The sequence below is a fragment of the uncultured Brachybacterium sp. genome (assembly GCF_947500705.1).
Taxonomy (GTDB): Bacteria; Actinomycetota; Actinomycetes; order Actinomycetales; family Dermabacteraceae; genus Brachybacterium.
The window spans coordinates 1-22,116 of the sequence record NZ_CANMSY010000009.1; the positions used below are offsets into that span (position 1 = coordinate 1).

Sequence of the window (22,116 nt, forward strand, 5' to 3'; positions counted from 1 at the left end):
CTTCCTGACACCGACAGAATCCTTCGCCCGACTACTTGCCGGCGAGCCCCATGTTGCTTCCACGCTTTGACACCACCCACTGCACCGCGCAGTACAGCGATCCCACGTCGGCCAGATGGTGCGCGCAAGAGTGCGCTGCTGCCGACTTTAAAGCCCGCCGACGGTAGCGGAAATGCCGAAGAGGCATGTTTCTTGCACTACATTCGGCGCATGGATATTAACGACACCAGAGCCGTCATCGCGGCGCTCAAAGATGCTTCGAAGTCAGGCGAAGCGTGGCGCGTTGAGCAGTTCACGATGTACCGAGCGAGCTCGACTCACGGACATCAGGAAGTTGCAGTCCGAGTCCTCGACAGTGGTGCGTCAAGCTCCCCGCGGTACCACGTTTCCGCGGTCGCAGGCTCCAAGAAGTGCACCGGAAACTCGGGCGATGACCTGGACGTGGTCATCCGCACCGTCCACTGGTACGAACTCGACAAGTAGTTCTGCAGAGCAACCGCCCCTACCCTCCCGAAGGAGGGTGGGGGCGGTTTCGCTATCTCACGACGTGGTGTCAGGTCCCGACTTGGCTTCGGCGCGAGCAGCACCTACGTAGTCATCACGGCGAGACCGAGCAACGCTCAGTACGTGCCCAAACTCCTCGTCGACCTGCTCCCTAGCGCTGAGACCAAGATGCATCGCCAACTCCATTTCGGAGACTGCCAGGTCAGCGGCGTGAGACACATCATCCGAAGAGAGTAGTCGCAGATCAGCGATGATCAGACGAGCTCGGCGGCTCCATCGCAAGTGCTCGTCTATTGTCATCCAGCTCGGGCTTCTGCTCTGGGTGTCCTGCAGCGCGGACTCCAACTCGCCGATCAGTTGCGAGTGCACATCGAATCGCTTGACCGCCCAGATCTCAAAACTCTTCTGTCGAAGCTCGGCAGCCTTCGTCTTGGAGCTCATCCGCAGGTTGAGCGCCGCTGTGGCCGCGCTGACCATTGCGCCGAGGAACACTCCGACGAGACCGATGACAGCGACAACTACGCCTTCGGGCACTGCTGCACTCCCTTCCCGGCGATCCATGAAGTGTGAAAGTGACACACAAGCTGCTCGCCCGAAAGGCAGGCCGAGAAGTCGAGACGCGCCGTTCGCGTCGCTCGTCCAGGATAGGTCTCATCCATGCCACAGGATGCAATCTCACGTCACCAACTCGCATCCGCACTGGTGTCACTTCTGACCATTGGCGTTGTGCCTCGCCCGACCCCCGTACTCGTTCGGCACCTCGATCCGCCCGGCGCACCCCAGGGTTCGCACCTCATCGCAAGCCCGGCATCGCCACGAGATATGCCCGCCACCAGAAGCGCCGGCGCAGCGGCAGAACTGGAACGACACCCACGCCCCGGTCTCGCCACACCTGCAGGGCCCGGGTTCGGGGTGGGCCCAGCCGTGGCGGGTGCGGATCAGTTCGATACTCATGGGCGCTGAGTCTGGGGGAGGGGTGTGACAGGCCTACTCGAGGGGTCACGGTGCCCATTTCGTGCTCAAGTCCTACTCATGCCCGCCCCGAGGTCAGCGTCGTTGCTGGTCACGGGAAAAAGTTTGCGTGCGCGAGAAGGGACTCGAACCCTCACGCCCTGGGGCACTGGAACCTAAATCCAGCGCGTCTGCCAATTCCGCCACTCGCGCGCGGACCCAGCCTAACGGTCCCTCGGGGATGCTCCGGTAGGCTCGGATGGTCTTCCAGACCTCGACATCCCAGGAGCATCCATGAGCGCCCTCGCAGGCAAGACCGCCGTCGTCACCGGTTCGTCACGAGGAGTCGGCGCTGCCACCGCGAAGCTGCTCGCCGCCGACGGTGCGAACGTCGTCATCAACTACCGCCAGAAGGCACCGCGCGCCCACAAGGTGGTGGCCGAGATCGAAGCCGCCGGCGGGAAGGCGGTCGCCGTCGGCGCGGATCTCACCGAGGCCGAGGGCCTGCGCACCCTGATGCAGACCGCTGTGGACACCTTCGGCGGCTTGGACCTGCTGGTCCTGAACGCCTCCGGCGGGATGGAGAAGGACCTCGGCGAGGACTACGCGATGCGGCTGAACCGTGACGCCCAGTCCGCCGCGCTCACCGCCGGGCTCGAGCACCTCCCCGAGGGAGGCCGGGTGGTCTTCGTGACCAGCCACCAGGCGCACTTCATCGACGAGGTCGAGACCATGCCCGAATACGAGCAGGTCGCGAAGTCCAAGCGGGCGGGTGAGACCGCACTGACCGAGCGGTTGCCGGAGATGCGCGAGAAGGGCGTCTCCTTCGTGGTCGTCTCCGCCGACATGATCGAGGGCACCGTCACCGCGACCTTGCTGGACCGAGCGCGTCCCGGAGCTCTCGAGGCGCGCCGCGAGGCGGCCGGGAAGCTCTATTCCGTCGAGGAGTTCGCCGCGGAGATCGCGAAGATGGCGAGCGCGGACGTCGAGACCGGGCACATCGAGCTGGTCGGCGGCGCCGACGACTTCCTGGCCCGCACCAGGGGCTGACGGCGCCTGCGACGTCTCGACCACGATACGATCTGCACAGCAGACCCTGACGACCCCGGAGGCAGTGGTGGCCAAGAAGAAGAACCTGGACGAGATGCGCGATGAGGCATATCGCCGGCAGGACAATCTCGCATCCGACATCGACGAGCTGATCAATCGCGTGAACCCGAAGAACGCGGCCACGCGCTGGAAGAACGAGATCACCGGTGCGGTGAAGGGTTTTTCCGCGGCCGGTGACGGGAAGTCCCCTGCAACGCTCCCGGTAGCGATCGCAGGCGGCGTCATCGGCGTGGTCCTCATCGGTGCAGGCATCGCTGCGGCGATCGTGCTCTCCGGTGGCGACGACAGGTCAGCGAAGGCCGCGCAGAAGGCGGGCGAGAAGGCCCGGAAGGATCACGAGATCGAGAAGGCGAAGGCCGCGAAGCAGAAGGCCAAGGAGAAGGCCCGCGCCGCGAAGGACTGACCCTCGCGCGGGCGCTCAGCCCCGTGCACTGATCGGCGCCGGTCGCGAAGGCGACCGGCGCCGACTGCGTCGTCTGCCGCGTCGGTGGGACGGAGCTCCGCGCCGCCCGGCGACCGCTCGGCGGTGCGCACGCCGCAGCGAGAGCGGCGGAGTTGGCGGGCGACCGCCGGCTCAGACCTCGCCGTCGAGGTAGTACCAGCTGCCACCCTCCCGCACGAAGCGTGAGACCTCGTGCTGCTCCTGACGCCCCTGCGGCCCTTTCGAGATCGCCACGAACTCCACGGTGCCGACGTCGTCGAACGGCCCGCCCTCGTGCGTGGCGAGCACGTCCAGCCGCAGCCAGCGCAGCTCCTGGTCGAGAGACTGCGCGAGCTCCTCCCGCGAGGGTCGGGTGCGCGCATGCCAGGAGCGCAGCAGATGCTCGAGATCGCGCAGCGCGAAGGCGGTGTAGCGCGAGCGCATCAGCGCGGCCGCGGTGCCGGCACGACGGTCCTGCCTCAGCACCGGTCCGCAGCAGTCACCGAAGGTGTCGCCGCTCCCGCAGGGGCATCGGGAGCTGTCGGGCGGGGGAGTGGAGGGCGTGCTCATCCCTCGAGTATCCCGCTCTTCGCCGAGCAGGGATGACAGGATCGGTCCATGCCTGAGAACCCTTCGTCCCCCGGCGCCGAGGAGCGTCTCGCCCCGACGTCGCTGCCCGCCGGCTACCGGCTGCTCGAGGAGCCGCCCACGAACGCGGAGTACGTGCAGCTGCGCCGCGCCTCCGGCCTGAGCCTCCGCACCCCGGCGCAGGCCGCCGGTGCCCTCAGCGCCAGCTGGGCCTGGGTCTCGGTCCGCACCGCGGACGGCGCCCTCGCCGCGATGGGGCGCGTGGTCGGGGACGGCACCTGGTACTTCCACCTCGCGGACATCGCCACCGCCCCCGCCCATCAGCGCCGCGGGCTGGGACGTGTCGTGATGGAGCAGCTGATCGCGCGGATCGATCAGGCCGCTCCGCCGCACCCCTACATCACCCTCCTCGCCGATCCGCCCGGGCAGAGTCTGTATCGCTCCCTGGGCTTCGTCGACTCGGCGCCGAGCCTGGGGATGCGGCTGCCGCGGTGACGTGGCGGTCCTGCCTTGCGGTCCACTCCAGAGCCCGGGGTGCGAACCACCGGGCACGCCACCTAGGCTCGTCACCATGAAGAGCTTCCACATCGATGAGAACGATCCCCGCAGGTCCTGGGAGAAGATGGTCGCGGGAGACTGGTACATCGCCGACGACCCGGAGATCCAGCGGGCCTTCCGCCACGCACTGGTCGAGACCGAGCGCTTCGCCGATGAATACGTCGCAGATCCCGAGACCGCCCAGGAGATCCTGCGCGGGCTGCTGGGCAGCATCGGGGAGGGAGCACATGTGCGGGCCCCGCTGCGGGTGGACTACGGCACCCAGCTGCACATCGGTGCGGGAACGTTCGTGAACTTCCAGCTCACCGCCCTCGATGTGGTCGAGATCAGGATCGGGAAGAACTGTCAGCTGGGCCCGAACATCCAGCTGCTCACCCCGATCCATCCGCTCGAGCTCGAGCCGCGCCGTCAGGGCTGGGAGGCCGCAGAGCCGATCACCATCGGCGATGACGTCTGGATCGGTGGGGGAGTGACCGTGCTGCCCGGCGTGAGCATCGGCGACGGAGCGGTGATCGGCGCAGGCAGCGTGGTCACGAAAGATGTGCCCCCGCGCAGCCTCGCGGTCGGGAATCCGGCGCGGGTGATCCGCGAGCTCTGAACGGTGGCGCGGAGGCTCCGCGCCGCGGCTGGGCTCGGCGCACCGGTAGGACTCAGCGCACCGACAGGGCTCGGCACACCGACCGGGCTCAGCGCCGGGACCAGCCCGGGGTGGAGGGCCCGACGGTGGGCCGCCACCCGGTCTCGGACATGAATCGCACCGAGGAGACCCGCAGGGAGCGGCGCTGCACGTCGAGCCGGGTGCCCACGATCGCCTGCGTGATCTCCGGGTAGAACTTCGCGGGGTTCTCGGTCCCGGCCTCGGTCGAGAGGTCCTTCGCCCAGCGCTTCTTGGTGATCGGCTCGCCGCCGACGTTGTAGAAGCCGCTGTTGGCGCGCAGAGCGGCGACGAAGGCGCGCCCGGCATCGGAATGGTGCAGGAGGGTGACGTAGTGATCCGGCTTGCCCAGCAGGATCGGATCGCCGGCGCGGGTCGCCTTCAGCGCGTGGGTGGTGTGCTGGTCCCGGCCGAAGAGCTGCCCCAGGCGCAGGATCACGGCGCTGCGACCCGAGGTCGCGAAGTCCACCGCTGCGCGCATCTCCTTCACGCGGGGCCGGAACGCCTGGTTGCGGACGCTGAGCGCGAGGTCTTCGCTGATCCACTCCGCACCGTGGTCCGGGTACAGGAAGATCGTGGACTCCTGGATCAGGCGCCGTGCTCCGGCCTGGGCGGCAGCTTTCGCGATCGCGACGGAGGCCTCGAGGTGGAGGCGGTCGTCCTCACGCCAGGCGAGGGGTCGCAGCCCCGACATGCCGACCGGGACGTGCGCGAGCGTGTTGATCACGACGTCATGGCCACGGAAGGCGCGGGTCAGATCTCCGACGTCGAACACATCGGCGACGATGGCGCTGCCGCCACGGCCCTCGATGATCGGGATTCCGGAATCGCGGCGGGTGATGCCGGTGACCTCATGACCGGCGGCGACCAGCGCCTCCACGGCCTCCTGGCCGAGCACACCTGTGGCACCGGTGATCGCGATCCGCACTCTGACCTCCTCTGGCGAGCGACCTGCTGGGGCCCTCGCGCGCCGAGCTTCCTGTGAAGATCGAGTCTAGGGGATTGTGGCTGGTCCCCGTGCCGTCGGGGTCCTGGTGGAACGAGGGATCCGCTGGCTGCCTCTGCGTTCTCTCGGGGCGACGTTGTTCGCTCGCTCACACCATGGCCTCTCGAGTTGGACGTGCGGCGACATGGAGGTAAAGTTCTTTTCTGTTCGCGTCATTAGCTCAGTTGGTTAGAGCAGCTGACTCTTAATCAGCGGGTCCGGGGTTCGAATCCCTGATGACGCACCGGTGAGAGAGGCCCCACCTTCCAGGTGGGGCCTCTTCGCATCTCCGAACACACCGAGGCCGTCGAACAGGTTGCCGACCGGTACGTCGAAGTACCGGGCCAACGTCGCCACCTCGCTCGCCTTCCATGACGTCTCGCCCTTGAGCTTCGCGAACACGGAAGCCCGGTGGATGCCTAGCTCGGGAGCTAGCTCCGTGTTTTTCAAGGCTTCCAATCCCTCGCCCAGGCCGAGCTGCGCTACGGCGCGGCCGGCGCTCGTGCGCTGTGGGAGGCGTCCACGCAGCGGTTCGTGCTCGGTGGCGTGGTCGATGTCTCGGTGCTCAGTGCCCTGTCCCGGATCGCTGGGACGCGGACCATCGTGCAGGAGTCGGTGAGCACCAATCGACGGGGTGACCAGCCGGGTCGGTCCTACTCCGAGCGCGAGGAGAACGTGTTGGAGAAGAGCCAGATCGAGACGATGCGTCGCGGTCTGGCCTGCGTCGTGGAAGCGACCAAGCACCTCGTCGTGGTGGAGCTGGAGCCGGCCTTCCGCCGCTACGCGAAGAAGAAGGATCGGGAGCAGGGGGACTCTCGTTCGGTGGCTGCGGGGGTAGTGCCGGGATCGACCGAGACGAACACCGAGACCCCGAAGGGTGAGCAGTGATGCCGAAGCAATCGCGCGAGGAGTACCTCGCTGAGCGAGCCCAGAAGGTCGCGCAGCCGACCGAGTCCATGGCCGATCGCGTGGCCGCGATCGCCACCGGTACTGAGGCCCGCGAGCTCGTGGTGTTCGTGGCACAGTTCCGGTCCCGCTCCCCGCGGAACGCGATGCTGACCTATCAGCAGTGGGAGGCGCGCTGCCAGGCCCAGGACGACCCGGCGCAGCGCCCGGAACGGCCCAGCATGATCGCTGGATACAAGCAGTTTCAGGAGATGGGCCGGCAGGTCCGCAAGGGTGAGAAGAGCTATCAGATCCTCGCCGGTCACCGCGAAGTTCGCCTCGGCCACGCCCCAGGACGCGAACTCGTGGCGGCGGCTCGCACCGCGCGAGAAGCCCAACCCGGGGGAGCGAGTCGAGTCCAAGATGGTCGGGGTCAAGCCCGCGACCGTCTTCGACATCTCTCAGACGGACGGGCCGGAGATGCCGGCGCTGCCGGCGTGGGAGCCGCTGGCCCCCGGCCTCGTCCCGGAGGGGCTGCGCGAGGCCGTGGAAGCCGAGATCGCGGCCGAGGGCTACACCCTCTCGGGCACCGCCAACGGGCAGACCGGCGCGGAAGGCTCCACCGACTTCCGCTCCAAGGTGGTGACCTTCGAGGCGAGCCGCGCCGAGAACGAACAGGTCGCCACGCTGCTGCACGAACTGGGGCACATCAAACTGCACTCCCCAGCGGCCGGCTCCGACATGCTCAACAGCTCGGCCCACCGGGGGCAGATGGAATTCGAGGCGGAGACGTTCGCTCACGTCATCGCCGGGCTGCACGGCATGGACACCTCGGCCTCGTCGGACGCCTACGCCGCCGGCTGGACGTTCGGGCAGAACCACGCCGATCCCAGCCGCACCGCCGAGATGACCGTCAGCGCTGCCGATCGGGTGATGAAGGCGGTCAACGGCACCATCGACCGGATGCCGGTGGGCGGGGACCTCGGGACCGGGGCACCGCCCAAGCCCGAAGGAACGAACGCGCCGAGCCCTGAGCAGCGGCGCGTACGGAACGCTCTGCGCATGGAGGCGCAGGCCCCGGCGAAGATCCGCGAGGAGTCGCCGGTGGAGGACGGGCCGCGGCCGACGCTGCGCGCCCGACGATGAGGAAGGCAGGCAGCGATGAGCACACCAACCGACCGAGACCCCGAGGAGCTCGAGCGCGCCCAGCGGCGCGCTTTCGACGCACGCTGGCAGGCATGGACACAGCAGTGGGAGCGCGAGACCGGATTCAGCACCGGCCTGGAGGTGCGCCGGGCGATGCTGATCGACGAGCCGCCGCGGGTGGTCCTGGGCCGGGAGGGACTACCGGACACCGCCGACGAGGTGGTGGTGTCGCTGGGCCGCGACGATGGGCCGTCGATCCTCCAGCATGACTCCGCGGGGCAGCGGCTCTCACTGCGGCAGACCGCGGACCTGCTGGCGGTCAACGGCCCCACGCTGCGAGGCGCACGCGCCGCGGTCCTCGATGGGCTGGAGCAGTCCGAAGCAGCGGCTGGGCGCACACCCGCCGATCGCGCGCCGGCCCAAGCGCCGGCCGCGACGGTGCGTGAGCGCAACGCAGAGCGGATGGCGCGACAGGTGCCGGCGGGGATCCGGGATGAGGACCCGGCGGCGTCGCTGCGCTCGACCGGGCCGCGTCTGAGCCGATGAGGAGGGTCCGGGCTCACGCCGTCCTGGGCCAGCAGCGTGCACGCCGCCGACGCCAGTACGCCGAGTACATGGCTTCGGCGGCGTGGCATATCCGCCGGCGCCGCTGGGTCGAGGATGAGGAGCAGCGCACCGGGAGGCCGGTGTGCTGCGCCGTTTGCGGCAGCGAGGACTGGGACGACCTGCACCACCTGACCTATGGCCGGATGGAGCAGGAGCGGCACGGCGACATGGTGGCGCTGTGCCGTCCCCACCATGAACAACTGCACCGGGCCTATGACGCTGGTCGTTGGGGGCACTTAGGCTACGAGGCGGTGATGCGGCGACTGCTGCGTCTGGCGCGCGAGGAGCACGAACGGCGGCGAGCATGACGCGATGGTGGATGCGCGAGGGGGCGGGTCTGGTCGAGGACCAGGGCCGTCCTGCCGTGCCGTTCCACGCCCTGCACACCGCCCGCGACCTGCCGGATGCGGAGTCATGGCTGGAGGTTCCCGGCACCCGCTGGGGCCAGCGGCACCGTGAGCTGACCGCTCGCGCCAACTTCAACCACCTGGAGAAGGTGTACCCCTTCGTACAGCGCGTGGTGGCTGTCGAAGAGCGGTGGCGGTCCCTGATGGTGCGCGACGTGGACGCGTGGCGGCTGGAGAGCGTGATGGGGGTCCTCGAGGACGGGGGCGCGGTGAACCAGGCCGCGCTGTCGGCGTTGCTGCGCCGGCTGCTGCGCGCTCACGTCGAGCAGATTGAGGCTCCCGAGGTCAGCGAGGAACTGCCGCGGCTGCTGGAGCAGGCCGGCGCCCACCGAGCGGCCCGCGCCGTTGCGGGCTCGCTGGATGACGAAGCGGTGGTGCGGGCGTATCTGACGATCGCGGCCGACACCTCCCCGGTGCCGGAGGTCGATGCGCTCGGGGCGCGGTTCCCAGCGCATGCCGTCGTGGTGGAGCGGCTTGTCCAAGCAGTGAGGAAGAGACCGGAATTGGTCACGGTGGGGGCTCCGCTGGGTGAGGCTCCGTCGTGGCAGACGTACGAAAGGTGGGTGTTGGGATGAGTGACCACGAAGACGACTTCGCGGACCTGGAACTGGAGATCGAGCAGACCGACGAGCCGGAGGTGGCCGAGCTGCCGACGCCCGTGGATTGGATGGGGCCGTCGATCCACGAGTGGGGCGAGGAGATCGGCCGGCTGCGCCTGTGGGTCGCGCAGATCGTCACGGAGTGGGCTCTGCCGGCTTCCGTGGTCCTGCCCTGCTGGGAGCAGCACCCCGGGCAGGTGCAGCTGCTCGGGGCGCTGCGCGATGGGTACGACACGCTCTACCACGAGATGCAGCCGGGCACCGGCTCGATCGACTGGCAGCGGTACTGGGCGTGGGGGCGCGCAGAGCTGGCCTCGATCACCGGGGCGCTGCGGTGCGCGCCGACCGAGCATCGTGCCGACAGGCTCCAGGATTGGGCTCGGTCGATCGCGGAGGAAGGCGAGTCCAGCGAATACGCGGCGGCTGCTGATTCCCGCGTGGAAATGGCGGTCCAGAATCACCTCAACAAGGGCCGCACGGGCGGTCCTTTGAATGTGGTGTTTGTCGATTTCAGCAAGGAGCGCTGAGGGAACCGACGGGCGGTAGTTCGTTGAGAGTGCAGAGAAGGGCCGGAGTGGTCGCCCCGGCCCTTTAAGGCTATTCGACAATCAGGGTGTAAATGCTGAGTACGAGATTGGCGCGTCGGTGCGGGGGGAGGGCGAAGGGGTGTCTCGATGATGAAACTGCTCACGCTCGCTATTAGAAGGACCGCGATCTGACGTCGTCGAATCACTAGACATGGTCAATATCTACACGGGCTGCGGCCAGGAAAGCACTGACGGCAATCTCGGCTTGCTTTGTGTCGGGACCATGATTAAGAGAATAGGGAAACCCCGCTCTTGGTTCGTAGATGCAAAGCAATCCTTCGTATTCCGCACCAACATACCTGTGGAGAGAATCGTGGAGTATTCCCACCTGCCGGTCCACTTCGCCGGCAGACTGCGCGCCCGCAGTAGATCCCACCAGGTATGCTCGGGTAGCGGCTACCGTAACCTCGTTTCGCGCCTCAAAAGCCTCCGGTGAGGGCGCCCTAAGATTGTTTGCCTGGCTGCGCACGCAAAAGGGGAGCTGACTATAGAATGACAAATACGATTCTGAAGCCGCCACCAATTCTGAGTACGCCTCGATCCTTTCTGATCTTTGGGTCATCTCCGACTCTATGTCGGCAACTCTCAGGGTTGCGTAGCCGCTAAGTCCGGCGGCCACGAGCGATGCGACAGCCCCGACGGACACAATTGTCATTTGTAGCTTCCATTGTGCCGCGTTCACCTGGTGAGGGGTATTGGCGCTGGGTGCCTTTATTGATTCTTCGCTACGGCCCCTACGGGAATGCCCTGAACGCGAAGGGCGGCCGACAAAAGTACGGTTTTGGCGGCCTGATCCGACGGTTCGTCGATTCCACCGACCGGCCCGAGAGGGCAGACGCCCGGAAGTTTCATCGGCGATCTGCGCGGAATTTGTTTTGCTCTGATCTTCGCCATTTAGTGGCATGACGGGGCCTGCCCATCAACGATGCCAAATGCGGGCCAATCGTGCCGAACTCCTGTGCACACCTGCCGCTCCTTGCCTTCAGGTAATCTCACTGTGGCTACTTAGGCACAGTCTCGCACACGCGTGTCCAGAATGCCGGGTCGCTAAGGGACTGCCGCACATTTAGGTGACAGTTGGGGGTGTCAGGCCGCGAGGCTCACGGCCGGGTTCATGATGGTCTCGTATTCGATGGGGGTCAATCGGCCCAGACGGGCCTGTCGGCGGTGTCGGTGATACGTCCTTTCGATCCAGGTGATGATTGCGATTCGGAGCTCTTCTCGGGTCCGCCAACGCTTACGGTCCAGGACGTTCTTCTGTAGCAGCGCGAAGAAGGACACCATGGCGGCGTTATCACCGGCAGCACCGACCTGGCCCATGGATCCGATGAGGTGGTGACGGTTCAGGGCGTGCACGAACTTCCGTGACCGGAACTGAGAGCCTCTATCCGAATGCACGATGCAACCGGCGGCGTCACGGCGTCGAGATACCGCGTTGTCCAGGGCCTTCACCGCGAGACAAGCCTTCATCCGGCCGCTCATCGAGTAGCCCACGATCCGGCCGGAGAACACATCCTTGATCGCGCAGAGATAGAACTTGCCCTCGTCGGTCCAGTGCTCGGAGGGGGCACCTCCCGCTTGCGGGGGAATGTCGGCCAGCCACAGCTCGTTGACGTCATCGGCGGAGAAGTCCCGCTTCACAAGGTCGTCATGGACCGGCGGTCCAGGGCGCTTCCCGTTCTTGCCTCGCTTCTTTCCGAACACGGACCACCACTTGTTGTCCCGGCAGATCCTCCACGCCGTCCGCTCACACATCACCTCGCCGGACTCTGCGGCTTCACTGACGAGGAACCGGTAGCCGAACTCGGGGTCGTCGAGGTGGGCGTCCAACAGTGCGTTTGCTCGGTAGGCCTCGGTCAGCTCGGCTGTGGTGACCTGCTGGTGCCGCCAGCGATAGTAGGGCTGACGGGAGAGCTTCAAGACCCGCAGGGACACCGCGACGGGAATGTTGTCAGCGGCGAGCTCGCTCACGAGCGGGTACCACCTTTTCCCGGCAGGTTCGCCTGGGACAGGTAGGCGGCAGCACGACGCAGGACCTCGTTCTCCTGCTCCAGCAGCCGGTTCCGGCGGCGTAGCTCGCGTAGTTCCGTTGAGTCCTCGCGGGTCTTCCCGGGGCGATTGCCGTCGTCGACGTCTGCTTGGCGGATCCATTTGTGGAGCGTCATCTCGTGGACGCCGAAGTCCTTCGCGATCTGCGCGATGGTGACGCCGTCCTCGCGGGACCGGGCGACTCGCACGACGTCCTCGCGGAACTCCTGGGGGTAGGGAGCGGGCATGGTGCACATCCTTCCAGGCCGCCCAGTGGGCAAGCCAGATCAGATGTCACCTATCGATGCGGCAGTCCCACCTCGTCGGCGATCTGGGTCTGTTGGTAGCCCTAGTTGTAGTTGGTCATGACGCTTTCGATGCCGGTGCGAAGGCAGCGGTATGCCGCTCTCAGCTGGTCGGGTAGTTCCGCTGCACGTCGGTGACTAGTCCGGATAGGTCCGGGTACATCGCGCGGGCCTCCAGTCCATGGGTGCGCAGGTGCTCGCGGATGTCGGCTTTGGCTCCAGCCTTGATGAGGATCGTGAAGATCGGTACCAGTGCCGGATCGGTGGGCTTGGTCTTGCGGCCGATTGGAGAGGGCAGGCCGATGACGGATGTCGCCCGCTCGAGTTCGCTGCGGCGCCAGTCGTGGTGTTCCTCGGTACTGTTAGTCAGCTCGCTGTTGATGGTCTGGCGGATTGGTTCCAGGAGCATTGGGCCGGACTCGATCATGAAGCCGCCGCGTTGGACGAGCATCCTCTTGTTGGGTGTGGTCGGGAACCAGACATGGGTTCGCTCCCCGGTGCCCCAGCTTGCGTCCCGGCGGTCTTCGTCGTCCCAGTCGAGCCAGGGTAGATGGCCGCCTGCGAGTGCGAGGACTTCGTTGGTGGACTGGAGCTTGAGGACACCGTTACGGACTCGCGGGTGCTGACCCCAAGCGATGAGGAGGCCGTCGTGGTCGAGCTCGTCGTTTTCGACAGCGAACCAGGCGGCGATCTCGGGGTCGAGGGTGACATCGAGGAGTCGGGTGGGGGCACCGACGTGTTGCAGTTCGGCAAGGGCGTGCAGTGGTGCGGATGCGAGCTCGGCGGGGTTCAAACCCCACTTCTGAGCGGAGGCGAGGATGTCGGCCTCTGCTTCGACGAGCTCGTCCTCGGTGGCAACGTCGGTGTCGTTGCGCAGAGCGACCGCCCGAGAGAGGGTCGATCGAACGGGCCAGTCGGCGTTGCCTTGACCGCGCCAGACCAGTTCGTGCTCGGAGTGCCGCGGTGACATCTTTGCCAGGGCTCTGGTGAACTGCTGGACGGAGGAGACCTCGAGGGAGTTGGCGGTGAGGAACTTCCGAGCCGTCCACTGCTTGCGCGCGGCCGTGCGGGGCTGCTCCTGCCAGGAGCGGATCGCGCTGTCGGTCAACACGGACTGCAAGAGTGCGCCGGTGTTGGGCTGCATCTGTTCCAGCAGAGTCTGGCGGTTCGCGGCGAGAATCTCGGACACATTGGGGAAAAGGGATTCCCGACGGACCCCTGCCAGTACGTCTGGGAAGTACGCCTGCATCGATGCGTTTCCCAGTAGCTGCTGCAGCGCTGGGTTCTTAATGAGGTCGAGGTTGGGGGGAATCAGCCTGCCAAAGCCCATCTGGGAGGCGGCCCACGGGTTGAGAGGGCGCCTGGGCTCGTCGTCTTCTTCGCCGACCGCGTCGTCTGTTGCCATGGGTGAATCTTAGGGTGCGGGCGCTCTGGGTCTAGGACACTCCTACATGTGAGGGCGTCTAACGCCCGACGGCGGCGCAGGAACGCGACTGTCGGAACGTTTCGTAGGGGTATACCCAAAAACGACACCCTTCGCCAGTGCATCGCGCCTGTTCCATGGAGTCCAGTTGCGGATGTGATGGCTCAGTGGCGCGGTTCTGTGCTCGCTCAGTGGCGGGGCATGGGCGGTCAGGAGGTGGTCGTGGTGCGGCGCAGCTCGCGGTAGATGGTGGTGCGGGAGACGTTGAACAGCTCGGCGAGCTCGGCCTGGGTGTGCTCGCCAGCCGTGTGCAAGGTCAGTAGGTGCTTGCGCTGAGAGGGCGAGAGCTTGGGCTTCTTGCCTTTGAGCTTGCCCTTGGATCTGGCGATGGCCATACCCTCGCGGGTGCGCAGGCGGATGAGATCCGCCTCGAACTCGGCCACCATGCCGAGCACGTTGAAGAGTAGCCGGCCCACGGCGTCGTTGGGGCCGTAGACGCTGTCGCCGAGACTGAGCGCCACTCCCTTGATGGTGAGTTCGTCGGCGATGTCCCTCGCATCGAGGAGTGAGCGGGCCAGCCGGTCGAGCTTGGTGACCACCAGGGTGTCGCCGTCCCGGGTCGCGGCCAGTGCCTCGCGGAGCCCGGGCCGGGCGCGGGTCGTTCCGGTCAGGCCGTGGTCGAAGTAGATGTTTTTGCCCTCGACTCCGAGGCGCTCGAGCGCCTCTCGGTGGGCGGAGAGATCTTGCTCGAGAGTCGAGACGCGCGCGTAGCCGACATGCATGTCCCCATTGTTGCAATTACCCTCCCCTCACCGTCCCTGTCACCGTACGGGTATCGCGTACATGGCGATCTCTCGTAAAGAGTCGTCGAGGAGGACGCTCGCTCGACGTACGGTGGAGGATCGCTCTGCGGGACGCGAGCCACGGCGACGCCGACGATTTTGCAGGTGTCCGACGGTTCTCGTAATGAGTCGGCCTGCTGGCAATACCAACGGTCAACGTGGCCGGTTACAGCAACAGTCCGTTCGGCCAGTACGCGCGGTGACTCTTGGCGATCTTCCGCAGGCTTCCGCGGACTTGCTTTAGTTCGGTCGTCGAAGGCACGTTGTCGTCGTGATTGCCTGGGTTGAGAACGGTGGCGAAGGTGCGCCACTGTCCTTTCTCGGCGTTGTCACGCGCATACCCGCTAACAAGCGGCACAAGTTTACCGAGCACGGATGCTTCGGCATCGATGTCTTCGACGGTGGTTAGTGGGCCCTCGTGGCTGCGTCCCGTTGCCACGATCTGCTTGGCGAGTCGTTCGGCCGCTGAGCGATAGCTTCCGCATGCTGCCCGTCGTCCGCGCGCGGTGGGTGCATTCAGGTTCTCTTCGGCTTCGAGTAGAAGCCGGCTGAAGGTGTCTGCCGTCTGAGTCGGGTCAGTGCCGGCGACGACGTCGAGCAGGTTGAGCTCGTAGGCGGCGAGACCGCGCCAGTCGTGGTTCGCCTGGCACCATTCGGCGAGCTTGCTGTCGAAGGTTGTAAGAATGACTTGTACACCGCTGTCGAGCAGTTGGCCGAGAGTGTTCTGAACGAAGGTGAGCCGGTGGTCGGCATCGCTGCCGGGAATCGGGTCATCGAGGACGACGATGGGTGAGCCGAGCAGTTCGGCGCGCGCGAGAAAGATCGACAGGCCGAGCGCGTTGAGCTGCGAGTCGCTGTAAACGCCAAGGGCTTCTCGCTTGACCGGGTCGCTGCTGGGGTCGGCGCGCAAGGCGGCGACTAGGTTGACGAACAGCGCGCCGCCGGCGCGGCGTTTGATTCCGCCGAACCCTACGAGCTCCTCGGGTCGGATGGTGCTCCACCATGAGGTGATCGTGTCGCTCATGTGGGCGAAGCGTGTGTCGAGGACGCCGCCAGTAGCCTCGCGCAGTGCTTTCTCTGCAGCGGTGATCCGCTTGACGGTGCGCTGGCGGTTGGCCTCGGCGACGATGTCGGTGATGAGGTCGCCCCGATGGGCTAGCACGCCGGCGAGTTCGGTCAGTCCGCTGATGGTGATCCGGTCACGCGTTACCATTTCGACTGCGCCGCGCAGTGCCGTGGTTTCCCGCCCGTAGTCCTCGATGGCAACAGTGAGTGCCTTCACTGCCGCCCCGATGTTGCTGTAGCGGGCTGTGAGCTCGCCGGTCAGCCGTTCGCGGCTGGCCACGGCCTGGGACGTCTCGTCAACTTCGGCGCGGGCGGCCCCGACGGCGGTGTCGACCGCTTCGGCCGACTCCGCGACGACGGAGGCGGCGGCATGCGCTTGAGTGACAAGGGCAGGGTCGGCACCGAGATCGCGCAGTGTGTCCCGCGCCTGTTCGACTTGAGCCGAGTTCCAGCCGGCGGCGCGCGGTACTGCCTCCTTCGCACCGTCGGCTACTTGATCGAGGTCGCGGCGCGCGTTGCTGAGAACACGCGCCGCGGTTCGAGCGGCGTCGTCGACAGCTTGGGTGTGCTGCAAGTGCTGGCGTAGTAATGCCATGCGGTCGGCCGTCAGTGCGTGCTGAGTACCGCAAACGGGGCATTCAACTGCCTCGTCGAGCGTCGTGTAGTCGCCGACGGCTAGCACTGCTTCGATCACCGGCGCGATCCGGGCGGCCTGCCGGTCCGATGCGTCCAAGGCGGTGCTGTAGTCGTCGAGGTTGGGCGCGGTCATCGTCTGCGTCACCGCCGGCCCCGTAGTGAACGCCCTCAGCGGAAAAGCGTGCTCGCGTTGGCTGTCCAGCGTTTCGCGCACCGCCTTATCAACGTCCTCCAGCGTGACGACGTCGCCTCCTCCCTCGGCGCGCTCACCGAGCACTGCGGCAGCCGCATCGAGCAGCGCACTTTCGACGGCGTCCCTGACAGTAGCCGCGTCGATGGGCTTCTTGGTCAAGGCGGTGATCGTCGTACCCGCCGACGCGGCCGCCGTGGCGGTCAGCGCGGCGACCAGATGCAATGCCGCGCCAGGTTGCTCCGCCTCAAGATAGGTTCGCGCTGCCTTGACTCGATCGCGAAGTAGATCCAGGTCAGTGAGCGACAGGAGGGCCTTGAAGTAGCCAACACGCTGCTTGGGTTCGGTCGACAACACGTGGCGCAACGTGTGCTGCAGCAGGACGGGAGCACGCATGGGCGGGTCAGCAAGCATTACACCGACCCGATCGAGATCGTCGACCTCCGTCCCGTCGAGCAGCAGGCGACTTTCGCATTCCGAACCCTGCCCGAAGTCACAGATAAGCTCCCGCCGAACCCGATGGCTGACCCCGTCCGCGCCGCGTAGCACCGCCTCGACGTAGACGGCGTCGTCGCCGACCGGCATGTGCGCGTTACGGAGGCTGTCGTTGTACTCCGCCTTGGCGCCGCCTAATAACTCCCGTCGGCTACTCCGGCCGCTGACGAGAAATTCGATCGCCTCGGCCAAGCTCGTCTTGCCCTGGCTGTTGCCGGCGTGCACGACGACCAAGGGTGCGTCCACCTGCAAGATCCGTGGCTCAGTGCCGAAGGCTCGGAAGCCGCGGATCTCGAGCGAGACCAGGCGCGGTCCGTGGACGGGGGTCAGGATCGCCGCCACGTTGCGATGACGTCGCTAATTGCTGCGTCAAGGTCTTGCTCGGTGTTGACGCGATTGGCCGCCTCGGCTAGGGCACGCGCATCACGTCGCCCGGCATTTTCCCCGGCCAACTGTGCAAGCAGCGAGTTGAGATTGGGCAGGAGATCACTCATCGTCCTAGCATAAGGCTGTTGCCGGGGATATCGCGGGAGCCCATCGGCTTACGGAACGCGAGCCACCCCAGCCATCGCCCATGGGGGCCGCCACGGAGCACCGACAGAACACCGCCATTTACCGGCGAAGGTCACACGGCTGCCGGTTCCGCCGGCTGTCGCACGTCCCGCGAAGGACCTTTTATGGCATAGCTTGGGCGAGGATGAAACGGGACCGGCCTGACGGCATCAGAGGCTGAGGGTTGGGTCCACTGAGCTGATGCCCTTGGCCCACTCCCGCGCGTACGCGATTTCACGCTGCGTTGCCGATCCGAAGTATCCGCCTTCGCTGACCACTCGCACCTCGTCCGACAGGTCGATACGGCGTAGATGCAGCTCGCCCAGAGCTTCACGTCGGGCTGGGGTCAGTTCTTTACTGATCGCTTCGGGGGCGAGCACGATTATCCCGAGCGCAGTGAGACGACGCCGCTCCGACTCGAACAGGCTCTGGAAGCGCAGCGAACCGCATAGGCAGACCACTCTGGGCCGGTCGGTGGAAATCATGCACGAACCTCCGTGACTCAGGGACTAATGGGCGAAAATGCTCGCACGCCTCGACTCCGCTCGCCCTGCGTTCGACAACGACCGTTTACGACACATCCAGGCGGTGGTGTCAAAGCGTGGAAGCAACATGGGGCTCGCCGGCCAGTAGTCGGGCGAAGGATTCTGTCGGTGTCAGGAAGCCGAGTCGGCGTCGGGGTCGGTTGTTGATCTCCTCGGCGATGGTGGTGAGGTAGGGCTGGTGGTCGGGGATCACGGTGCCCTTGGGGAGGTACTCCCGGTAGAGCCGGTTCGTGTTCTCGTTGCCGGGCCGCTGCCAGGGCGAGTGGGGCTCAGCGAAGTAGACCGGCATGTCCGTGGCCAGGGAAACTTTCGCGTGCTGCGCCATCTCGGAGCCCTGGTCCCAGGCCAGCGAGGCCTGCATCATCCTGGGCAGCTCGGTGAAGTACTCGATGACCGCGTCCGCTGTGCCCTCGGCATGTTTGGAGGGCAGGGCGAGCAGGCCGGTGAACCCGCTCATCCGCTCCACCAGGGTCGCAGCGCACGAGGCCCCGTTCTTCCCGATGATCAGGTCGCCCTCCCAGTGCCCCGGCACCCGCCGCTGCGCGGCGTCCTCGCCCCGTTCCGCGAGCGGGACCATCCCCACGATCGGCCCGCCCCTGGTCCGGCCGGTGGTGCGGGGCCGGCGCTTGGTCCGCTTGGACTGCAGGAAGATCCCGCGCCCCGCGATTTCACCGCGGGGAATCGCGTAGATGTACTGGTAGATCGCTTCTCCGCTGACGGTGCGGCCCTGAGCATCGGGAGAGTTCGCCATGCGTCCAACGGTCGGGTCTGCGGCCTCCAGACACAAGCGACCCGCGATCTCGTTCGGCGTCCACGACGCCGCGAGGTCGGCGTTCACCCGGGCCTCGAGCACCGGATCCTTCGCGACTTTCCGGACCTGCGGGCGCGAACGCTGACGCTGCGCTTTCACGTCAGCGGTCACGGCTTGATAGCCACGGCTCTTCGTCGAGTTCCGTCGCATCTCCCTGGAGACCACTGACGGGCATCTGCCCAGGTGAGCAGCGATGCGACGGACTCCCCACCCGGCCTTCGATCCCGTCGAGATCTCCATCCGCTCCGTGAACGTGAGCCGCCGCCGCACCATCCCAGGCCTCCTCGCCTCGAGCCCCCACCGACCGGGAGTGTTGCTACGACGCTATGACATCACCAACCTTCGTCCACTGCCCAGACCGACCTTCGCCGCGGTTCATCAATTGAGCGATCAGCCCGTTCATGAACGCGTGAAGGTGGCCCAGGGGGAGCACATCGCCCCTCACCCCGAGAGCGCGGAGGGCCTCCGCGCCCACGTCGCGGATGGTCCCGTCGACCTCACGCCAAATCGGCTGCAAGCCCGGCTCCGTCAGGGCGCTCGCACTGAGGGTCAACAGCACCGCCGCCTCGAGCCGGCGCTCCGCGTCGAGGGGGAGCAGTAGCCGTGCGCGCTCGGGGCCTCCTTCGAGATTCGCCGGTAGCGCACCGACCCGGTCGCGGATGCTCGGCGCGATCGCTTCCAGCGCGCGCTCGCGCATCACGGCCTGGCTGGGCATCGTGTACCGCATCGAGCTCACCGCCACCCTAGACTCGTCAGCGAGGGCCTTCACGGTCAGGGCGAGCACTCCCTCACGGGCGATCAGACGCCAGGCCGCGGCAATCACCTTGGTGTCGCGGGCACGGATGGTCTCTGCATTGGTGGCCTCGCTCCATGGTTCCACCAGCGGCCCGACGAGAGCGAGCTGCGCATAGCCCGCCCCATCGGCGGTCATTGCTAGGCCGTCCAGAGGTCATGCCGGGAGAGGGCAGAATGTGCAGGGGCGAGGCGAATCTAGACGTGCCGCCTGTCGAACACCACAAAGAGGAGAAACATGGTCTGTCCACCCGCCGTGCAAACCGGGCCGAAGTTCGAAAAGATCCTTTGCCGATGGCACGCTCGATGTGTAAATGAGCGCCTACGTTCCCTTAAGTGCGACGAGGTGCGGGACGGCGACGAGGCGCGCATCGCTAGCGCGGTTTTCAAGGAGCAGGACGGCATCCTCGCCGCGGGCCTGCTGCCTGTAGGGACGGCCGCTGTTGCCGCGATCCTCGCCGCTGGCGGGGATGACTTCGCCACGATGGCATTTATTGCGGCCGTAGCCGTAGCGTTACTTGGGTTCGTATTCCTGGGAGTTCTCAATATCGTTCAGCGGAACCACGCAGTCGCTATGAGGGTGATTGATTACCGGCTTGAATCAGGCCACGCTTTGCAGTGCCCGACTACGGTTTCCGTGTAGCGGTGTTGCTTCGCAGTTAGATGGCGGTGCTGTGTTGCTGCTCTGTGGCGGTTCATGGCGCGTGGTCCCGCCCGCCCGCCCGAACACCGGTCCCCGGGCGCGGATCAGGTTCGAGGCTCCAAGTTTGGTTCCAATGACCGGAAGGACTTAACCCGGCTCCCGTAGCGGCAGGGACCGATGCACGAGTAGGTGTCAGCTGGGGTGAGGCCGCAAAGCTGATGGTCAGGTATCACGATTCTCTCGTATTCCATGGGGACCAATCGGCCGAGGCGGGCTTGCCTGCCACGGCGGTGGCAAGTCCGTTCGATCCAGGTGATGATCGCGTGTGCACACGAGCGGGCAGAGCTCTTCCCGTCAGATTCGCCTGCGACAGCCAGGCAGCAGCACGGCGCAGGACCTCGTTCTCCTTCGTCCTTCCCTGCAACACACCTCGGCGCCCCAGATCACGGCACGCCTACTCGCGCATCAGTCCAGGATGTTCATAGGGTCCGAGGTAGGAGTCGCTGATGACGCATCAGAAAGGCCCCGCCGCGTCGGCGGGGCCTCTCCTCGTCGTATCTCAGACGGATATGGGCTCAGAGCCCGATCCTCACCACGCTGCCATCTCCCGGGACAGGTGCGGCTGCGCCGAGCGTGAGGTAGGCATCTCCTCTGCGGATCGCGAGCCCGTAGGGCTGATCCAGGCCGCCCGCGACCACTTCGTGCTCGTCGCTGCCGGGGGTGACCTCGCGCAGCGCGCCGATGGGCCCGTTCAGCAGTCCGCCGGTCGCGAGCTCGACGGCATAGAGCGTCCCGTCGTCGGCGAAGGCGAGGGAGGTGACGTTGGTGAGCCCGGTGGCGTAGGCCTCGGGGGCGTGCCCGGGCTCGACCCGCCAGATCGTCGAGGATCCTTGCTCGAAGGGGAAGCCGACAAGCTGTGAGACGTACCAGGCGCCGTCAGGTCCCTGCACCACATCGCTGGGGACCGCATCGACGGGCGTGCCGACGGGCACCGGTCCGGGCTGAGTGGTGATCACCGGGTCGAACCCGGTGATCGTGTCCCCACCCTTCCGGGTGGAGACCAGGGAATTCCCTCCCGCGTCTGTATAGACGTACCCGTTCCCGGAGCGGGCGAGCCCGGTGGGGTTGCTGTCCACGTCGTCATCGACGCTGTGCGCGTCCTCGTGCGCGACGGCATCGAAAGCCAGGGTGCGATCGCCTCCGTCGTGCTGGGGCTTGAGGCTGCCGGTGACGATGGTTCCCAGGCGCTTCCCCTCTGCGCCGAAGGCGTCGCGATGTGCCGGGGAGCCGCCCAGGCCGATGGTGATCGCGAAGCGGTGGTTCCCGGTGAAGGCGATGTCGAAGGGGCCGATGGCCTCGGTGTCGTTCGCGACCGACGGCAGCCCGGTGACCACGCGTTCGACGCCGTGATCCGTGATCCGGGCGATCGAGCCGGTGGCGCCCAGGCAGGCGCTGGCGGCTGCGGTGAGCGGATGGCAGTTCCCGCCGTCCTCTGCCGAGGGGCCTCCGGTGCCCGCCTCGGCGACGTAGAGCGTTCCTCCCGGGCTGAAGGTCAGGTGGCGAGGGCTGTTCAGTCCGGTGGCGACGATCTCGATGTCGACCTCGGCGGCGTCCTGCGCGACGGCCGGGGATGCTCCGAGGAGAGCCGCCCCGAGGGCGAGGGCGCCGACCGCCGCCAGCAGCCGCGTGGTCCGATGAAGAAGCATGGCAATACCTCCTATACCACGCCGCGGCATCGTTGCGGCGGCTTTTCGCCACACTAGTCCGCTGTGGGGGCCGTGGATAGG

22 protein-coding genes, 2 tRNA genes and 2 pseudogenes are annotated in these 22,116 nt (G+C 66.5%); 12 read left to right on the top strand and 14 right to left on the bottom strand.

Going from position 1 to position 22,116, the window contains the following annotated elements; all coding sequences use genetic code 11:
- Positions 1-210: 210 nt before the first annotated feature.
- Positions 211-483 (top strand): hypothetical protein, encoded by a 273-nt coding sequence (locus Q0937_RS14035; RefSeq protein ID WP_299304773.1) that lies wholly within the window; start codon positions 211-213, stop codon positions 481-483.
- Positions 484-540: 57 nt separating this feature from the next.
- On the opposite strand, the gene Q0937_RS14040 is transcribed toward Q0937_RS14035, so the two are convergent.
- Together Q0937_RS14040 and Q0937_RS14045 are read right to left on the bottom strand one after the other, a co-directional pair.
- Positions 541-1,038, bottom strand: coding sequence for a hypothetical protein (locus Q0937_RS14040; RefSeq protein WP_299304775.1), 498 nt, complete (start codon positions 1,036-1,038; stop codon positions 541-543).
- 548 nt (positions 1,039-1,586) lie between these two features.
- Positions 1,587-1,668, bottom strand: a tRNA-Leu gene (locus Q0937_RS14045).
- Between the two features lie 81 nt (positions 1,669-1,749).
- Between Q0937_RS14045 and Q0937_RS14050 the strand changes: the two genes are divergently transcribed.
- Both Q0937_RS14050 and Q0937_RS14055 read left to right on the top strand, forming a co-directional pair.
- Entirely contained in the window at positions 1,750-2,505 is a 756-nt protein-coding gene (locus Q0937_RS14050; protein WP_299304777.1) for an SDR family oxidoreductase, read from the top strand.
- Positions 2,506-2,572: 67 nt separating this feature from the next.
- Positions 2,573-2,968: a hypothetical protein gene (locus Q0937_RS14055; RefSeq protein ID WP_299304780.1), complete on the top strand. Its 396-nt coding sequence runs from the start codon at positions 2,573-2,575 to the stop codon at positions 2,966-2,968.
- A gap of 171 nt (positions 2,969-3,139) precedes the next feature.
- Here Q0937_RS14055 and Q0937_RS14060 read toward each other — a convergent pair whose 3' ends face one another.
- Positions 3,140-3,556: a YchJ family protein gene (locus tag Q0937_RS14060; RefSeq protein ID WP_299304784.1), complete on the bottom strand. Its 417-nt coding sequence runs from the start codon at positions 3,554-3,556 to the stop codon at positions 3,140-3,142.
- A 48-nt stretch (positions 3,557-3,604) separates the two neighbouring features.
- Here Q0937_RS14060 and Q0937_RS14065 point away from each other — a divergent pair, with 48 nt between their 5' ends.
- Entirely contained in the window at positions 3,605-4,069 is a 465-nt protein-coding gene (locus Q0937_RS14065) for a GNAT family N-acetyltransferase (RefSeq protein ID WP_299304787.1), read from the top strand.
- Between the two features lie 76 nt (positions 4,070-4,145).
- Positions 4,146-4,730: a sugar O-acetyltransferase gene (locus Q0937_RS14070; protein ID WP_299304789.1), complete on the top strand. Its 585-nt coding sequence runs from the start codon at positions 4,146-4,148 to the stop codon at positions 4,728-4,730.
- A gap of 88 nt (positions 4,731-4,818) precedes the next feature.
- On the opposite strand, the gene Q0937_RS14075 is transcribed toward Q0937_RS14070, so the two are convergent.
- Positions 4,819-5,715 carry an NAD(P)-dependent oxidoreductase gene (locus Q0937_RS14075; protein ID WP_299304792.1) on the bottom strand — a complete coding sequence of 299 codons (897 nt, stop codon included), beginning with the start codon at positions 5,713-5,715 and terminating at the stop codon, positions 4,819-4,821.
- Between the two features lie 227 nt (positions 5,716-5,942).
- Between Q0937_RS14075 and Q0937_RS14080 the strand changes: the two genes are divergently transcribed.
- Positions 5,943-6,016: transfer RNA gene (locus Q0937_RS14080), tRNA-Lys, on the top strand.
- A 74-nt stretch (positions 6,017-6,090) separates the two neighbouring features.
- Here the strand turns inward: Q0937_RS14080 and Q0937_RS18035 are convergent.
- Positions 6,091-6,231: pseudogene (locus Q0937_RS18035) on the bottom strand (helix-turn-helix domain-containing protein); the annotation flags it as partial.
- Here Q0937_RS18035 and Q0937_RS14085 point away from each other — a divergent pair.
- The 6 genes and pseudogenes from Q0937_RS14085 to Q0937_RS14110 form a co-directional block, all read left to right on the top strand.
- A pseudogene (locus Q0937_RS14085) lies at positions 6,226-6,660 on the top strand (TraM recognition domain-containing protein); the annotation flags it as partial. The pseudogenes Q0937_RS18035 and Q0937_RS14085 sit on opposite strands and share 6 nt — an antisense overlap.
- A gap of 291 nt (positions 6,661-6,951) precedes the next feature.
- On the top strand, positions 6,952-7,803 hold the full coding sequence (locus tag Q0937_RS14090; protein WP_299304794.1) for an ImmA/IrrE family metallo-endopeptidase: 852 nt from the start codon (positions 6,952-6,954) through the stop codon (positions 7,801-7,803).
- Between the two features lie 15 nt (positions 7,804-7,818).
- A complete protein-coding gene (locus Q0937_RS14095) occupies positions 7,819-8,349 on the top strand; it encodes a hypothetical protein (RefSeq protein WP_299304797.1) in 531 nt (176 codons plus the stop codon).
- Between the two features lie 68 nt (positions 8,350-8,417).
- On the top strand, positions 8,418-8,717 hold the full coding sequence (locus Q0937_RS14100; protein WP_299304800.1) for a hypothetical protein: 300 nt from the start codon (positions 8,418-8,420) through the stop codon (positions 8,715-8,717).
- Positions 8,714-9,391 (top strand): hypothetical protein, encoded by a 678-nt coding sequence (locus tag Q0937_RS14105; protein ID WP_299304803.1) that lies wholly within the window; start codon positions 8,714-8,716, stop codon positions 9,389-9,391. The genes Q0937_RS14100 and Q0937_RS14105 overlap by 4 nt, the downstream gene beginning before the upstream one ends.
- Positions 9,388-9,942 (top strand): hypothetical protein, encoded by a 555-nt coding sequence (locus Q0937_RS14110; protein WP_299304806.1) that lies wholly within the window; start codon positions 9,388-9,390, stop codon positions 9,940-9,942. Before Q0937_RS14105 ends, Q0937_RS14110 begins: the two co-directional genes overlap by 4 nt.
- Positions 9,943-11,088: 1,146 nt before the next feature.
- On the opposite strand, the gene Q0937_RS14115 is transcribed toward Q0937_RS14110, so the two are convergent.
- The 9 genes from Q0937_RS14115 to Q0937_RS14155 all read right to left on the bottom strand — a co-directional run bounded on the left by Q0937_RS14115 (position 11,089) and on the right by Q0937_RS14155 (position 22,035).
- Positions 11,089-12,278, bottom strand: a protein-coding gene (locus Q0937_RS14115) for an IS3 family transposase (RefSeq protein WP_299304809.1) whose coding sequence is annotated in 2 segments (ribosomal slippage) — positions 11,089-11,991 and positions 11,994-12,278 — 1,188 coding nt in all. Because the reading frame shifts where the segments join, the coding sequence is not laid out codon by codon here.
- Positions 12,279-12,438: 160 nt separating this feature from the next.
- Positions 12,439-13,740, bottom strand: a complete 1,302-nt coding sequence (locus Q0937_RS14120; RefSeq protein ID WP_299304812.1) for an FRG domain-containing protein — start codon at positions 13,738-13,740, stop codon at positions 12,439-12,441.
- A gap of 227 nt (positions 13,741-13,967) precedes the next feature.
- A complete protein-coding gene (locus Q0937_RS14125; protein ID WP_299304815.1) occupies positions 13,968-14,540 on the bottom strand; it encodes a recombinase family protein in 573 nt (190 codons plus the stop codon).
- Positions 14,541-14,766: 226 nt separating this feature from the next.
- Positions 14,767-17,328 (bottom strand): AAA family ATPase, encoded by a 2,562-nt coding sequence (locus Q0937_RS14130; RefSeq protein WP_299304818.1) that lies wholly within the window; start codon positions 17,326-17,328, stop codon positions 14,767-14,769.
- Positions 17,313-17,480 (bottom strand): hypothetical protein, encoded by a 168-nt coding sequence (locus Q0937_RS14135; RefSeq protein ID WP_299304820.1) that lies wholly within the window; start codon positions 17,478-17,480, stop codon positions 17,313-17,315. The genes Q0937_RS14130 and Q0937_RS14135 overlap by 16 nt, the downstream gene beginning before the upstream one ends.
- 228 nt (positions 17,481-17,708) lie before the next feature.
- Complete coding sequence (locus Q0937_RS14140) at positions 17,709-18,023, bottom strand: hypothetical protein (RefSeq protein WP_299304823.1); 315 nt, start codon at positions 18,021-18,023, stop codon at positions 17,709-17,711.
- A 109-nt stretch (positions 18,024-18,132) separates the two neighbouring features.
- Positions 18,133-19,167, bottom strand: coding sequence for an IS30 family transposase (locus Q0937_RS14145; protein ID WP_299304826.1), 1,035 nt, complete (start codon positions 19,165-19,167; stop codon positions 18,133-18,135).
- A gap of 43 nt (positions 19,168-19,210) precedes the next feature.
- Positions 19,211-19,825 (bottom strand): TetR/AcrR family transcriptional regulator, encoded by a 615-nt coding sequence (locus tag Q0937_RS14150; RefSeq protein WP_299304828.1) that lies wholly within the window; start codon positions 19,823-19,825, stop codon positions 19,211-19,213.
- Between the two features lie 1,079 nt (positions 19,826-20,904).
- Entirely contained in the window at positions 20,905-22,035 is a 1,131-nt protein-coding gene (locus tag Q0937_RS14155) for a ScyD/ScyE family protein (RefSeq protein ID WP_299304831.1), read from the bottom strand.
- Positions 22,036-22,116 lie beyond the last annotated feature (81 nt).